This window comes from Asaia lannensis NBRC 102526 (genome assembly GCF_024054035.1).
GTDB lineage: Bacteria > Pseudomonadota > Alphaproteobacteria > Acetobacterales > Acetobacteraceae > Asaia > Asaia lannensis.
The window spans coordinates 62,933-76,754 of the sequence record NZ_JAMXQU010000005.1 but is presented as its reverse complement, the minus strand read 5'-3'; the positions used below and the strand labels follow the sequence as shown (position 1 = coordinate 76,754).

General features: G+C 54.9%; 9 protein-coding genes and 1 pseudogene. 9 read left to right on the top strand and 1 reads right to left on the bottom strand.

Annotated features, from left to right (window positions below; translation table 11 throughout):
- The first annotated feature begins 806 nt into the window (after window positions 1-806).
- From NF685_RS08440 to NF685_RS08400, 9 genes are all read left to right on the top strand, one after another.
- Complete coding sequence (locus NF685_RS08440) at window positions 807-2,450, top strand: tyrosine-type recombinase/integrase (protein ID WP_252849299.1); 1,644 nt, start codon at window positions 807-809, stop codon at window positions 2,448-2,450.
- Window positions 2,451-2,796: 346 nt separating this feature from the next.
- Window positions 2,797-3,066, top strand: coding sequence for an addiction module antidote protein, HigA family (locus NF685_RS08435; protein ID WP_252849298.1), 270 nt, complete (start codon window positions 2,797-2,799; stop codon window positions 3,064-3,066).
- Complete coding sequence (locus tag NF685_RS08430) at window positions 3,063-5,807, top strand: class I SAM-dependent DNA methyltransferase (RefSeq protein ID WP_252849297.1); 2,745 nt, start codon at window positions 3,063-3,065, stop codon at window positions 5,805-5,807. The genes NF685_RS08435 and NF685_RS08430 overlap by 4 nt, the downstream gene beginning before the upstream one ends.
- Window positions 5,804-6,772, top strand: a complete 969-nt coding sequence (locus NF685_RS08425) for a hypothetical protein (RefSeq protein ID WP_252849296.1) — start codon at window positions 5,804-5,806, stop codon at window positions 6,770-6,772. Before NF685_RS08430 ends, NF685_RS08425 begins: the two co-directional genes overlap by 4 nt.
- Entirely contained in the window at window positions 6,769-8,817 is a 2,049-nt protein-coding gene (locus tag NF685_RS08420; protein ID WP_252849295.1) for a DEAD/DEAH box helicase, read from the top strand. Before NF685_RS08425 ends, NF685_RS08420 begins: the two co-directional genes overlap by 4 nt.
- On the top strand, window positions 8,810-10,000 hold the full coding sequence (locus NF685_RS08415; RefSeq protein ID WP_252849294.1) for a GIY-YIG nuclease family protein: 1,191 nt from the start codon (window positions 8,810-8,812) through the stop codon (window positions 9,998-10,000). Before NF685_RS08420 ends, NF685_RS08415 begins: the two co-directional genes overlap by 8 nt.
- 367 nt (window positions 10,001-10,367) lie before the next feature.
- On the top strand, window positions 10,368-10,754 hold the full coding sequence (locus tag NF685_RS08410) for a hypothetical protein (protein WP_252849293.1): 387 nt from the start codon (window positions 10,368-10,370) through the stop codon (window positions 10,752-10,754).
- A 140-nt stretch (window positions 10,755-10,894) separates the two neighbouring features.
- Window positions 10,895-12,061, top strand: a complete 1,167-nt coding sequence (locus NF685_RS08405; protein WP_252849292.1) for a hypothetical protein — start codon at window positions 10,895-10,897, stop codon at window positions 12,059-12,061.
- 114 nt (window positions 12,062-12,175) lie between these two features.
- Window positions 12,176-12,853 carry a hypothetical protein gene (locus NF685_RS08400; RefSeq protein WP_252849291.1) on the top strand — a complete coding sequence of 226 codons (678 nt, stop codon included), beginning with the start codon at window positions 12,176-12,178 and terminating at the stop codon, window positions 12,851-12,853.
- 107 nt (window positions 12,854-12,960) lie between these two features.
- On the opposite strand, the pseudogene NF685_RS08395 reads toward NF685_RS08400, so the two are convergent.
- Window positions 12,961-13,778: pseudogene (locus NF685_RS08395) on the bottom strand (IS5 family transposase).
- Between the last annotated feature and the right edge of the window lie 44 nt (window positions 13,779-13,822).

Genomic DNA, 13,822 nt, shown 5'->3' with positions numbered 1-13,822 from the left:
CCTGATGTAGCGGTCTATTCTATCCATCGTCTCCTCGAACACACAGGACTTATAATCTATGAATCTCTTGTAGGGCTTGTATAAGCCCAAGCCCATATTCCCATGGAGTATACAATTTCCGATTATATCCAACTCTTCCCGACTGAATGGGTCGACATACTCTTTCTTACCGAACTCGATGCGAGAATATACTTTCTTTGCCATTTCTAATATATCGTTAGCTTCGTAATTCCCAATGGTTTCCATTTCTATAGCGTCAAAAAACTCAAAGACAGTCGCTATCAGAAAGCTTCGCAACGAAGCCATCTCATCATACGAAAGTATCAAAGTCTCCATTGCGTATGTCCTTGTCCTCACGGCTCCAACCGGAGACTCCCCGGTTTATCGCACCATAGAAGGCTTTGGGGGCCCGCTTCGCCTATAAGGGTCTATCATAGTGCGAATGCTCACAGACTTTGAGTAGCCAATTATCGCCTCCGAAGTTTTGAGGAGGTGTTTAGGCAAATCACACAAAACCTATCTGACACGACAGTTCTCGGACCCTGCCTTCGCACTTTTCGCATTCAGAGACGTGACCACACTTCGCATTCTGAGCTTGAGGATGTAGCAAACTCTGCTACACTCTCGTGCAACATTATCTGAGAAACATGGTTGTTTTTCAGTGCCTTATCAGGGTGCGTTTCGAACCTGTATGGTTTCGAGTCCCATAGTTCGCACCACTATCTCATTGAGATTGACAGGTTTTTTGGCTCTCAACGCGTCAAACCGGGGTTTTCCCGGTATTCTTCCCAGAATGGGAATTTTTGATGCTGCGTCTGATCGGGTCCCGCTACCATTTTCGCAGGGCCGTGCCGAAGGATATCCAGCCTCTCATGGGGCGGTCCGAGATCTCCCTTTCGCTCGATACTTCGGCTAAACTCGAGGCTCGCAGACGGGCGGCACAGCTATATGACCGGACCGGACAGTTCTTCGACAAGGGGCGCGCCATGAGTGACTCGAAAGCCCGACCGCCCACACCAGACGAGATCATCACTTTTTATGAGAGCTTCGTTCGCGATACCGAGTCTGCCCATGCCATCGAAATGCGCCTGCTCGAACTCAAGCATGAGAGGGAAATGACAGAGGTTCAGGTACGCTTCCTCGAGTTCAACAACCTCGTGACGCGTTTTCTCTCCATCATCGGCCCCTATCTTGCCAAGGATACCGAGCGGCTCGAAACGATGCGGAAAATCGTGAAGAAGGATCTGCCTGAAGTGCGTGCGGAGGCCGCTAATCTGGCCGCTCAGGTCGATCTCCTGAAAAGCATCGTCGTCGACATTGGAACCGCCACGAAGAGCGAACCTATCGCCCCAGTGCCGCTGACTGCTGAACCAGACCCACGCAAACCATCCACGCCAAGGAAAAAGCTTGCAAGCTCAGGTTCCCGCTCAAAGCTTCTGACGGTCAGCATGGCGGCGGAGCGTTTTATTTACCCGGATACCAATCGCTCAGAGGATACGAAACGCGGCACGCGCAAAGCGCTTAACCTGTTCGTCGATGCCTTCGGCGACATGGAGGTCGAACGGATTACCGGCGAGACCACAGGCGAATTCCGTGATCTCCTCTTCCGTCTTCCCTCCACCCACGGCAAGGAGCGCAACGGTCGTTCGATCCGTGACGAGGTCGCGCGCGCTGAAACCGAGAAGCTCGAGACCATCAGCGCCAAGACGGTCAAGAACCACTTCTCGCGTCTCTCCGCTCTTTGGGCGCTCCTGCTGCAACGTGATCTGGTGTCACGCAATGTCTGGGCGGGCTGGGACTACCATGTCACGAAGAAGGTCGAACGACGCTGCTTCAGCGATGCTGAGCTGGCGCAGCTCAGTGCGACACCATGGTCAAGCCGCATGCCCTCTGCACGCACGGCAGCCGCAATCATCAATATTGCTGCCTACACAGGTATGAGGCTGGGTGAGATCTGCAACCTGCGATGCGCCGACATCGAGATGATCGAGGGTGTCGCCTGTTTCCAGGTCCGCCCGCACAGCGAGACTGGATGGTCCCCAAAGACACAGGCTGGCACACGCATCGTACCAATCCACCCTGAGCTGATTGCAAAGGGTATTCTGTCTTTCATGAAGCCCGATCAGGTCTGGCTGTTCCCGGATCTGGTCGTCACTAAGACGGGCGACCGCTCGGCGAGCTTCTCTCAGGCCTTTGCGCGCCTGCGAAGCAGAGCAGGCCTCCCCAGGGAGGTCTGTTTCCACAGCTTCCGGCACACAGTCTCGACCAAGCTGCGCAATACCGGGCATGAACTACGGGAGATCTGGATTGACCGCCTCCTAGGGCATGAAGCGACGCATCGCAGCCAGGGGACCATGAACTATACCTCCGCGATTGACGTCCCCAACCTTAAGCGTGTTGTCGAAGCGATCAGTTACGAGACACTTGATCTAGCAATTCCCGAAAGATGAGCAGAGATCCTTCTCAATTTCTCAGATCGTCCGCTTTCGTCAACATACCGGACGTGCGACATCGCAGTTTGCCTCCCAAACATCTGGGAGTAAAAATACATTATATGCATCATATTTTATTTGGCATTTTAGGTAAGATTTATACAATATAGTTTAATGCCTCTTATAGGTCATATACTTGCATACATTTTTAAATATCTCGCTCGGGCCACAGATTTTTACTTTATAGATATGCCTGCTTATCGAATGGTTATCATCTGCGTTGGCGTCTGCTGAGACCGCTTGCTATGCCCGATTGATAATGAACAATTGGAACCATACAGTTCCTCAAAAGAGAGGAATACAGATGCCCCACCTCGGCCTCGTCGTTTGCGATAAATGCCTAACTCCTTACGCCCTTTTGGTGACGAATGCCGCAAAGGCTTCAACTGTCGATCACCAGACTTTGAGCAACCAGATTGATGGCTACTACGGCATATCACCGGAGACGGTCTTGCAGCTTGAGAAGACATTCGATGTGCGCACGCAGACTCGGATGAAAGACGAGTTGGCGGGCGATATAACGCGAGCCCATGAGATCGCGATAACGCCCTTCGGCGAGGCAGTGCGTCAATGAATCCGGTCGAGATCGAACAGGCCATTTCTGATCTGGCCGAATCCCCATACGATGCGCAGGAGTTCCCTTACGCCTTCCTCGAAGCCTTTGGACGCAAGGCGACGGAGATCAAGCGCCTGCGCACGGGCGATGCCAACAAGTCCGATCTGGGCGGCGTGCTTCAACGCAACAACATCCACATCGTGGTCTGCCCGCAAGGCACGGTTTCGGCAACCTATGCCGCGCTAAAGGACAGTCCTGCCACTACCAAATTCAAGGCTAAGTTCATCCTCGCGACCGACGGCGAGGAATTTCAGGCCGAGGACCTGACCAGCGGCGAGACCGTTGCCTGCGCCTATACCGATTTTCCGAATTTCTTCGGCACCTTCCTGCCGCTCGCGGGCATCTCGACCGTCAAGCAAATCCGCGAAAGCGCCTTCGATATCAAGGCCACGGGCCGCCTCAACCGGCTCTATGTGGAACTGCTAAAGGATAACCCAGATTGGGGGACATCTGAGCGCCGCCACGATCTGAATCACTTCATGGCGCGGCTGATCTTCTGCTTCTTTGCCGAGGATACCGACATCTTCAACGGCGCGGGCCTGTTTACCGCCACCGTTGACCAGATGTCGAACCGCGATGGCACCAACGTGAATGAGGTGATCAGCGAAATCTTCCGCGCGATGAATGTGAAGAGCGCCGATCGAGCAAGTGCCGACCTGCCCCGCTGGGCCGATGTCTTCCCCTATGTAAACGGCAACATGTTCTCTGGCTCGACCGAGGTGCCGCGCTTTTCCAAGATCGCGCAGCGCTATCTCAGCCATATCGGCGGACTGGACTGGACCAAGATTAACCCCGACATCTTCGGGTCGATGATTCAGGCCGTTGCGGACGAGGATGAGCGTTCGGTTCTGGGCATGCACTACACGTCAGTGCCCAATATCCTGAAAGTACTGAACCCGCTTTTCCTTGATAATCTGAACGCGGCACTGGAAGAGGCCGGCGACAATGGCCGCAAGCTGCTGAACCTGCGCACCCGTATATCCAAAATCCGCGTGTTCGACCCGGCCTGTGGCTCGGGCAATTTCCTTGTCATTTCTTACAAGTACTTGCGCGCGATCGAGGCCGAGATCAACCGCCGCCGGGGCGAGAGCGAACGCAAGACCGACATTCCGCTGACCAACTTCCGCGGGATCGAAATCCGGGATTTTTCGGCCGAAATCGCCCGTCTGGCGCTGATCATTGCGGAATATCAATGCGATGTGACCTATCGCGGCCAGAAAGAGGCGCTGGCCGAGTTCCTGCCGCTCGACAGCCAGAACTGGATTACGTGCGGCAATGCCTTGCGGCTAGACTGGCTGTCGATCTGCCCACCCACAGGGATAGGAGTGAAATTCCAATCTGAAGACTTGTTTCGAGCACCATTGGACCAGGCGCAGATCGACTTTGAGAATGAAGGAGGAGAGACCTATATTTGTGGGAATCCCCCATACAAGGGCAGCCAACAACAAAGCCGAGAGCAAAAAGAAGATTTGGAAGCAGCGTTCTCTAATTTGCCAACCAGCACAAAGATACTCGACTACGTGAGCGGTTGGTTTTCAAAGGCGGCTGATTTTCTTCGCTACACGTCGGGGTGCGCGGCTTTTGTGACGACGAATTCTGTTAATCAAGGGCGACAAGTTGAGGCGCTATGGGGACCGTTGTTCGCGAACGGATTTGTAATTCCATTTGCTCATACCTCTTTCACTTGGGCCAATCTTGCATCGCATAACGCTGGTGTCACTGTTTCAATAGTCGCGATATCAATGAAGCATTCTGGGAAGTCTGCTCTTTTCTCGGAAGGCATCGATGACTTTGAACTAAGAATGGTGGATAACATCAATGGTTATTTAGTAGCTGCGCCAAATGTTGAAATTGCACCGTCCAGATCCGCATTTTTTTCCATGCCAGAGATGGTTTTTGGGAACATGCCAAACGATGGTGGTGCGCTTTTGCTTGATGCGGACGCTGCGAGACAGGCGCGAATGGACGTTGCAGCCAGTGACTTCATTCGACCTTTCATCGGCTCCCAAGAATTCATAAATGGAGTTGAGAAGTTCTGTATCTGGGTGCGGCCTGAAGAGTACGAAGTTTCAAAGGCCTCTCCGCTCCTTGCGAAGCGGTTTGCGATGGTAGAAGAACATCGTCGTCAGTCGAACCGCAGCGCCACCAACAAGCTGGCGAATGTACCTTTTGCATTCGGCGAAGTACGTCAGAAAGGTGATGAGGACGTTCTTGTTGTTCCGAGGATTACCTCTGAGCGACGGGAATACCTACCTGTAGGGCTTGTCAGATCAGGCTCGATTATTAGTAGCCAGAATTTTGCGATTTACTCGCCTCCGTCGTTCGCATTATCCCTTCTAGCATCAAGACTGCATCGGACGTGGATTGCCATTGTTTGTGGGCGCACACGGACTGATTTTGCATACTCAAACACCCTTGGTTGGAACACCTTCCCGGTCCCGAAGCTGACCGAGAAAAATCGCGAAGATCTAACCCGTTGCGCCGAAGACATCCTTCTGGCGCGCGAGGCGCATTTCCCGGCGACCATTGCGGACCTCTACGACCCCGAGAAGATGCCCGCTGACCTGCGCGCGGCGCATGACCGTAACGATGAAACCTTGGAGCGCATTTACATCGGTCGCCGCTTTAAAAACGACACCGAGCGTCTCGAAAAGCTGTTCGACATGTACACCAAGATGACGACCAAGGTGTGCGTATGAGCTATGCGGTTTTAAATGGTCCCGAGCTAATGAGGCAGTTAAAGCAGCAAATCGAAGGCTCGGACCGCATTGATCTTGCGGTAGCATTTTGGGGCAGGGGGGCCGGTGAGCAACTGGGGCTTCGTGCGGGGTTAAGCTCTCGCCTTATATGTAATCTGGATATGGGTGGCACCAACCCCGATGAAATACGCACTCTTCTGGCGCTTGGCTATGAAGTCAAATGCCATAGAAATCTTCACGCAAAGATTGGCGTAATCGGAACATCGTTCTCGTTTCTGGGCTCATCCAACATGTCAGCAAACGGACTTGGCTTTGAAGGCTCTGATGCGGCGGGCTGGGAAGAATCTAATATTGCATTTCCTGTTGTAGAGGCCGCCATAGCGGATCGCTTCTCTGAACTTTGGCTGACGGCGGAACCAATCACTGGCGAGAGGCTCTCAGAAGCTGAAGTGGCTTGGCGTTTACGCCAACGTATCAAACGTGCAGCACTGGATCGCAATCAGTCTGAAAGATCTTTCCTGACTGTCCTGAGAAAGGACCCTCAGTTCTTCGACGACAATAGCTGGTATGTGGTGGTTACATACACGCTAGCTCCGGAAGATAAACTGATTGTCGATCACGGCAACGATACTGTCCGCAGACTATATGGGGATGAGTTCGAGATATACTGGGATTGGAATGAGCTTCCGAAAGAGGCTATCATAATAGACTTTCGCAAACCAGCTCGGGGAAGTCTTGTATTTGGAGGAATGTATCGCAGAAATCCAGAATTCCCGGACTTCGTGAAGGAGGAGCAGAGTTTCCATCCCGCATATAAATTGAAGGAATGCGTTCAGGGGATAAAAATTAGTAGTGACTTAAAAGATATAAAATCTGCGGTTGGAAATTATCTAAAGTACAATCCCAATCCTGATAAGAACGGAGTTTTTATCAGGATTACAGAATTGGTAGATTATTTCGCATGAACACTTCGAACATCGTTCCGTCTATCTCTGTTTCCTATCCAGCCAATGGCAACTCCACCAAGTCCAACGAACTTGGGATGCGCACCATGCAGGAGCGCGCCTATGAGAAACGGGGCGAGCAATATCTGCTGATCAAGTCGCCTCCCGCTTCGGGCAAGAGCCGGGCTCTTATGTTCATCGCGCTCGACAAACTTCACAACCAGGGCATCCAGCAGGCGATCATTGTTGTGCCGGAAAAGTCGATCGGATCTAGCTTTGCAAATGAGCCTCTCTCCCAATTCGGCTTTTATTGGGATTGGGCCGTCGCACCCCGCTGGAACCTCTGCAACGCGCCGGGCGGCGACAGCGGCAAGATAGGCGCGGTCGGCAAGTTTCTAGAGGGTGAGGATCAGATCCTCGTCTGCACCCATGCGACCTTCCGCTTTGCGGTGGACAAATTCGGGATCGAGGCGTTCGACAACCGGCTGATCGCCGTGGATGAGTTTCACCATGTCTCGGCCAATCCCGACAATAAGCTTGGCGCGCATTTGGGAGCGCTGATTGCGCGCGACAAGGTGCATGTCGTCGCCATGACCGGCTCGTATTTTCGGGGTGACACAGAGGCCGTCCTGTCGCCCGAGGACGAGGGCCGGTTCCAGACCGTTACCTACACCTATTACGAACAGCTCAGCGGTTACAGCTACCTCAAGACGCTCGACATCGGGTACTATTTCTATAGCGGCCCCTATGCGGATGAGCTGCTGAAGGTGCTGAACCCGATCGAAAAGACGATTCTTCACATTCCTAATGTCAACTCGCGCGAAAGCACCAAGGACAAGCATAGGGAAGTCGAACACATCATCGACGCCTTGGGCGACTGGCAAGGCACCGATCCGATAACCGGCTTCCAGCTTGTGAAGCGCCCCGACGGCATGGTGTTGCGTATCGCCGATCTGGTGGATGATGATCCTGCCAAGCGAGATAAGGTGGCCGCTTCTCTGAAAGATCCGAGCCAAAAGAACAACCGTGACCATGTGGACATCATCATCGCGCTCGGCATGGCGAAAGAGGGGTTTGACTGGATTTGGTGCGAACACGCTTTGACCGTAGGCTACCGTTCGAGTCTTACCGAAATCGTGCAGATCATCGGGCGGGCCACGCGCGATGCCAAAGGTAAGACCCATGCTCGGTTCACCAACCTTATCGCCGAGCCGGACGCATCTGAGGAAGCCGTTCGGGAAGCGGTGAATGATACACTCAAGGCCATCGCTGCCAGCCTTCTGATGGAACAGGTTTTGACACCGAAGTTCGAATTCAAGCCCAAGACATCAGCTAGCACCGCGCAGGATGGCTTCGATTACGGACAAGGCGGCTATGACGAGAATAAATGTAATGTCGGGTTCAATGAGGAGCGCGGGACGTTCCAGATCGAAATTAAGGGACTAACCGCTCCCAAGAGCCCCGAAGCCAATCGTATATGCCAGAACGACCTGAATGAGGTGATTACAGCCTTTGTTCAGGACAAGACTGCAATCGAGCGCGGCCTGTTCGACGAGGAGATGGTACCCGAAGAGCTGACGCAAGTACGCATGGGCAAGATCGTCCGCGACAAGTATCCCGAGCTGGACGAAAATGATCAGGATGCTGTGCGCCAGCACACCATCGCGGCCATGAACTTCACTCAGCAGGCGAAGAAAACGCTAGTAGGCGATGGATCAGAGCCTGCGTCCAACACCGCATTCGTCGATGGTGTTCGCCAGTTCGCTCTCAGCGTTCGTGATCTCGACATCGACCTCATCGACCGCATCAATCCCTTCAGCGAAGCTTACGCGATCCTCGCCAAAACGATGAGCGAGCAGAGCTTGAAGGAAGTCTCCGCCGTGATCGAGGCCAAGAAAATCAAGCTTACACCCGAAGAAGCGCGTGATCTGGCAAAACGCGCTGTGCGGTTCAGGCAGGAGCGCGGTCGCCTTCCGTCTCTCACCTCCACGGATGCTTGGGAAAAGAAAATGGCCGAAGGTGTGGCATTCCTCGCCCGCATGAAACAGGAGGCCATGAATGGCTAACGACTTCACCGACGAAGACGATGCCCTGCTGGCCGAACTCGGCATTGAGGTCGAGCAGAAAAAGCACGCCAGCAGAACACCTCGCGAACAACGTATCATCGCAGGTTTCGAGGACATCCAGAGATTCGTCTCAGAGCACGATCGTTTGCCTTCGCACGCCGAGAACGGCGACATTTTTGAACGCCTGTATGCCGTGCGCCTTGAACGACTGCGGAGCCTTCCAGAGGCGATCGAGCTACTGGCCGATCTGGATCATAACCACCTCCTGACCAGGGCTGCATCTGCACAAGAAGCCGACGCGATGGATGATGATGAGATCTTGGCGGCGCTTGGTATCGAGGTAACGGCAAATCCGCTCACCGACCTTCAGCACGTCAGGTCCAGCTCGACGCGCAAGGCCGCAGATGAGGTCGCCAATCGCCAGCGTTGCGATAATTTTGAGGCATTCAAGCCTTTGTTCGAAAAGGTACAACGCGAGTTGGAGAATGGGCAGCGGGAAACGCGTCCCTTCGAGCTTAAGGCGGAGATCCAGAAAGGTCGCTTCTTTATCGTCGAGGGCCAGAAAGCCTATGTCGCCGAGATGGGAGAACCCACACTGACCGATCAGGGGCGAACAGACGCTAGGCTTCGTGTAATCTTTGACAATGGCACAGAGAGCAACATGCTGATGCGCTCACTTCAGAGGGCCTTGAACAAGGATGATACTGGCCGCCGCATCACCGAGTCCATTGCTGGCCCCTTATTCGCGGATGCTCCTGAGGAAGGTGATAGCACAACCGGGACAATCTATGTCCTGCGAAGCAAGTCCGATCACCCACTGGTGGCCGCCAATCGTGAGTTGGTCCACAAGATCGGCGTGACAACGCTCGACGTGGAAAAGCGCATCGCGGGTGCGCAGTTGCAGCCGACGTTCCTTATGGCCCCAGTCGAGATTGTGGCGACCTACAACCTGTATAACATCAGCCAGACGCGGCTTGAAAACCTGATTCATCGCGTCTTCGGGCCCGCGCAGTTAAACATCCAGGTCCCCGATCGCTTTGGACGTCCGGTGACTCCACGAGAATGGTTCTTGGTCCCGCTGTTCGTCATAGACGCTGCGGTCAAGCGAATCCGCGATGGCTCCATTACCTGCTACCGATATGATCCTATGCGTGCGGAGCTGGTTCTCGATAGGATAGAATGAGCAGGCTTTGTGCTAATTGGCGTTCTCATGGAATTCATAACGTTGGCGACAATCAATACCGACGCCGCTGAGACTGCGTCACAGGAGAGCGAAGCAAGCTGAGGGAAAGCCTTCCGGCGACCGGACGCGACAGATAGCAAAGGCGCAGATTTTCCGAGGCCGGAAGGTAGAAATTTCCCCTCATTCTGCACGGTGTTTGTCAGAAGCCACCTGTTCTGTCCGGCATCCGTTCCCGTCCTGTTCTATCATGAGGTCATGGGTTGGCTCCCCTGAGCCAGCAGTGCTTCGTGGCTACCCGTTGGGTGCACGAAGCAGCTGGCAAGGGGGCTGTCGCCCCCGTTGACCCCCTTGATGGAAAGCGCATCCCATGTCTGCTTCGCCGCATGTTCCTGTGCCCGTGACGCCTCCCGTCTCCGGCCACTCCCGCCCTGCCCGCTCGTCCCGCCTGTCGGTTCGTGCCTCGCCTGACGAGCTCGCTGCGTGGGCCGATACAGCGCGTCTTCTAGGCCATGAGACCACCGCTCATTGGGTACGATCCTTGCTGAAGGAAGCCGCCCTGACCGGTCATGACGGGCGGGCTGTGGGCGTCTCGTTACGTAAGCTGCGGGGCGAGCTCGGGCACATTGGTAACAACCTCAACCAGTTTTGGCTCATTCTGCCCATTGTGGGGACGCTGTCCGGGCGGGGGACGTTCTGGATGCGCTGGAAAAGACAAAGGACCGCGTCGATGTCCTGCTCAAATCCATGCGTGTGACGAGGACAAGAAGGACGTCCCGACAGCGGAAGATGATCGAACCGGAGGCAGGGATAAAGGCCAGAGCAGGAGTATCCCAGCCGATAGCGACCTTGCCCACAACGCTGCACTAAGCCTCCTCATAATCCGGAGGGGAACGCATGATTGTGCAGGAAACCCGTATCCGGACAAGCAGCGGCCATCAGGCCGTTTCCCACCACGTGCTTCGGGGTGCGAGGAATGAGGCGATACGCATTCTCTATGGCAGTGACTGGTGTCTGGCCGACTGGATGAAGGAAGCAAGGCGTGAGGGCATACGCTGTGGCCTACGTCATATCGCCTTCAACCCTGCCGAGGCCATGAGTGACGCGGCTTTCGCCTCTTTTGCAGCCAGGCTGTGCGATGAGTTACAGGCGGACAGGGAGCGTATGACGCTCGTCGTGCATCAGAAGGATGGCAGCACCCATGGTCACCTGCTCCTACCCGAATGGCAGGACGACCATGTGCTCAGCTCGCGCTTCTCCTGGCAGCGTTTGGAAAAATGCGCCCGTCTCGAGGAAATCCGATTGGGGCATCAGCTGGTGCCGGGTCGGCATGACCGGGCCATTGTCAAAGCCCTGCGTCATGAAGGAAAGACGGCAGAAGCGGAGCGCATTGAGGTGGTCCTGCAGGAGCCCGCAGCCGATACTGCAAACCTCCCCGCCCCTACCCCAGCATCTCCTGACACACCGTCCTCTCTGACCAAAGGACATCCCGCGTCACGGCCCCCTCCACGTGCAGCCTACACCTCGCAATCACGTCGTATGGCCGAGCGGCAGGGGCTGGATCTTGCCGAAGCGAAGAAGACTATCGCCTCCCTCTGGGCGCAGTCAGGCAATCAACTGCATCGTTTTCGCGCCCTGCTGAAAACAAGAGGCTGGGTTATGCGTGCCGGAGACCGGCAGGATACCCGTAAGGACGCGCATATCATTGAGACGTCAGACGGCGTTCTTATGGGGTCTTTCGCGCGCCTGACGAAAACACGCATGAAGGATTTCCGCCAACTCCTCGTAGAGGAAGCCGCCCGGCCAAAGCGCGGCGATATCCGGGCAGCAGTCAAACCGCTCCTGGAGCGTGCAGCTCTGGCGACGGCTGCGATGGAAAGTCACGCAGAGCAGCGTGGTCTGCTCCTGCCACCATGCGAGCAACTCAGGCGTGACCCCGAAGCGCTTGCCAAAGCGGCTGCGAGAGTAAGGCCGTCACCGCCCTCGCCCAAACAGCCGAAAGTCGTTTCGCTGGATCGTATCGATGAGCTGCCACCGAACTTTGCTCACTACATCCGGCAGTAGAAGCACGAAGCTCGAGCGTGCCGCACGGTACTGAATGCAAGACCGCCTATGGAGTATGGCCCACGGCGCTCTGTCGATGAACAAGGCGCAGCTTTGTTTGCGCAGATAGAAGACGTGCGCAGACAGCTCTGGCAGACCAGAAAACGGTTGCAGGAAACACGGCGGGAGCGTGATGCCTTGCGTGAGAAGGTGTTTGTCCTCTCGAAGAAGAAACGCCTCTCTCATCTCGACGAAGAAATCGAGCGGCTTTCGAAAATGCTGGCCGAGATCCTGCGCTATCTTCTGGAGATTGTGTTCTGGCATCTGGGCCTGCGTACCACGCCGCCCGCGCCGCTTTGCCTGCCTGTTCCGACGGAACGCGAGGAGGCCAATGCGCAGCTGCGGAGAGAGAACCGTGAGCTGCTTCAGAAGATCGTCAGACGGGACACATGCAGGGAATGGCTTGTCACGCTCTGCCGCGAGGCCGATAGGCGCAGGCAAGAGGAGATCGCCGCATGGAAAGCACGCCATGTCGCCCAGTGCGATAGGGCCAGACAAAATCTGGACCTGCTGAAGGCCATCTGGATGCCGCCAGCAAAACTGCCTCCAGAGACACAGGCAGAGATCATGAAATGCAAGCTGACCGGCAATCTTGAAAAAGCCAGATATGTGACGCGGGTAGCTTTGAGGAAGTTGGACCAGGCAGAGGCGGGGCGACTGGCAAATGAGATCGAGAGCGAAAAAGCTGCGCCAAACATCGAGGCTTTAGCTCCCTCTCTGGCGAAGGTATCTGCTGCACTCGAACTTGGGTGACCTGGCCGCTCTCAAACCCCTTTAGTAGATAAGCTTATTGAGACTGTTACATGCGTTAGGTGAAAGTTGGGTGAACCTCCACCAAGTCTTAGAGCCTGTTTGGAAAGTCACGGGTGAGCGTTTCGACGGGTGAGATTGGTGCCCATGGCGACGAGGATCATGGTCTGTGAGACGTTGATGCGGCGCTCGCAGTTGCGCACGAGGCGTCGCCAGTGGGTTATCCAGCCAAATGTCCATTCAACGACCTAACGGCGCGGCTGGATTTCAAACCCTTTTGCGATGTCTTAGCGCCGAATAACTTCGACCGTAAAATCTAGAAAAGCGGCTTTATGCATTAAATGGAGGCGATCATAAGCTCCGTATGCGACAAGATGTTTCACATACGGCCATCGTTTGCGGATGGCATCAAGGATCATCTGCCCTCCCGCGCTATCTGGAATATCAGCTGGCATCAGCCTGACCGAAAGCAGTCGGCCATCTGTGTCAACCGCGATATGGCGCTTACGACCGGCGATCTTCTTGCCTGCGTCATAACTACGGACGCTGGCATGAGGAGCCTCGACACTCTGGCTGTCGATGACACCAACGGATGGGTAAGCTTTGCGTCCTGCTACTTTACGGTCCAGCATTAGGCAAATATCATGGATCGCAGGAAACGACGCATCAGCCTGTGGAACCAGCAGGAGATAGTCCGCCACCGGCCAAAATGAGCTGGCAGCATCTCCCATCCGCAGCCCTAGCGGGCAAGATAGCGCAGTGCATTGATGGTCTCACGTAAATCAGACACTCGTTTCCGGCCGCGCCGGCTCGCAAGCAGCATCAGGGGCGCTATGCGTTCCCATTCTTCATCTGTCAGATCAGACGGATAGCATTTCGTCCTGCGAGTGATATCGGCCACGCGGCCTCTCTGCTCTGGCGTCCATATTCAGAGCTTGAATCGTGTACCAGACTCGCTGAAAACCCTTCACG

What these genes read in the sequence shown, in the direction of transcription:
- NF685_RS08415 (WP_252849294.1), top strand. Translation starts at nt 8,810, where the DNA reads ATGGCTAACGACTTCACCGACGAAGACGATGCCCTGCTGGCCGAACTC.
- NF685_RS08430 (WP_252849297.1), top strand. Translation starts at nt 3,063, where the DNA reads ATGAATCCGGTCGAGATCGAACAGGCCATTTCTGATCTGGCCGAATCC.
- NF685_RS08410 (WP_252849293.1), top strand. Translation starts at nt 10,368, where the DNA reads ATGTCTGCTTCGCCGCATGTTCCTGTGCCCGTGACGCCTCCCGTCTCC.
- NF685_RS08440 (WP_252849299.1), top strand. Translation starts at nt 807, where the DNA reads ATGCTGCGTCTGATCGGGTCCCGCTACCATTTTCGCAGGGCCGTGCCG.
- NF685_RS08405 (WP_252849292.1), top strand. Translation starts at nt 10,895, where the DNA reads ATGATTGTGCAGGAAACCCGTATCCGGACAAGCAGCGGCCATCAGGCC.
- NF685_RS08425 (WP_252849296.1), top strand. Translation starts at nt 5,804, where the DNA reads ATGAGCTATGCGGTTTTAAATGGTCCCGAGCTAATGAGGCAGTTAAAG.
- NF685_RS08420 (WP_252849295.1), top strand. Translation starts at nt 6,769, where the DNA reads ATGAACACTTCGAACATCGTTCCGTCTATCTCTGTTTCCTATCCAGCC.
- NF685_RS08435 (WP_252849298.1), top strand. Translation starts at nt 2,797, where the DNA reads ATGCCCCACCTCGGCCTCGTCGTTTGCGATAAATGCCTAACTCCTTAC.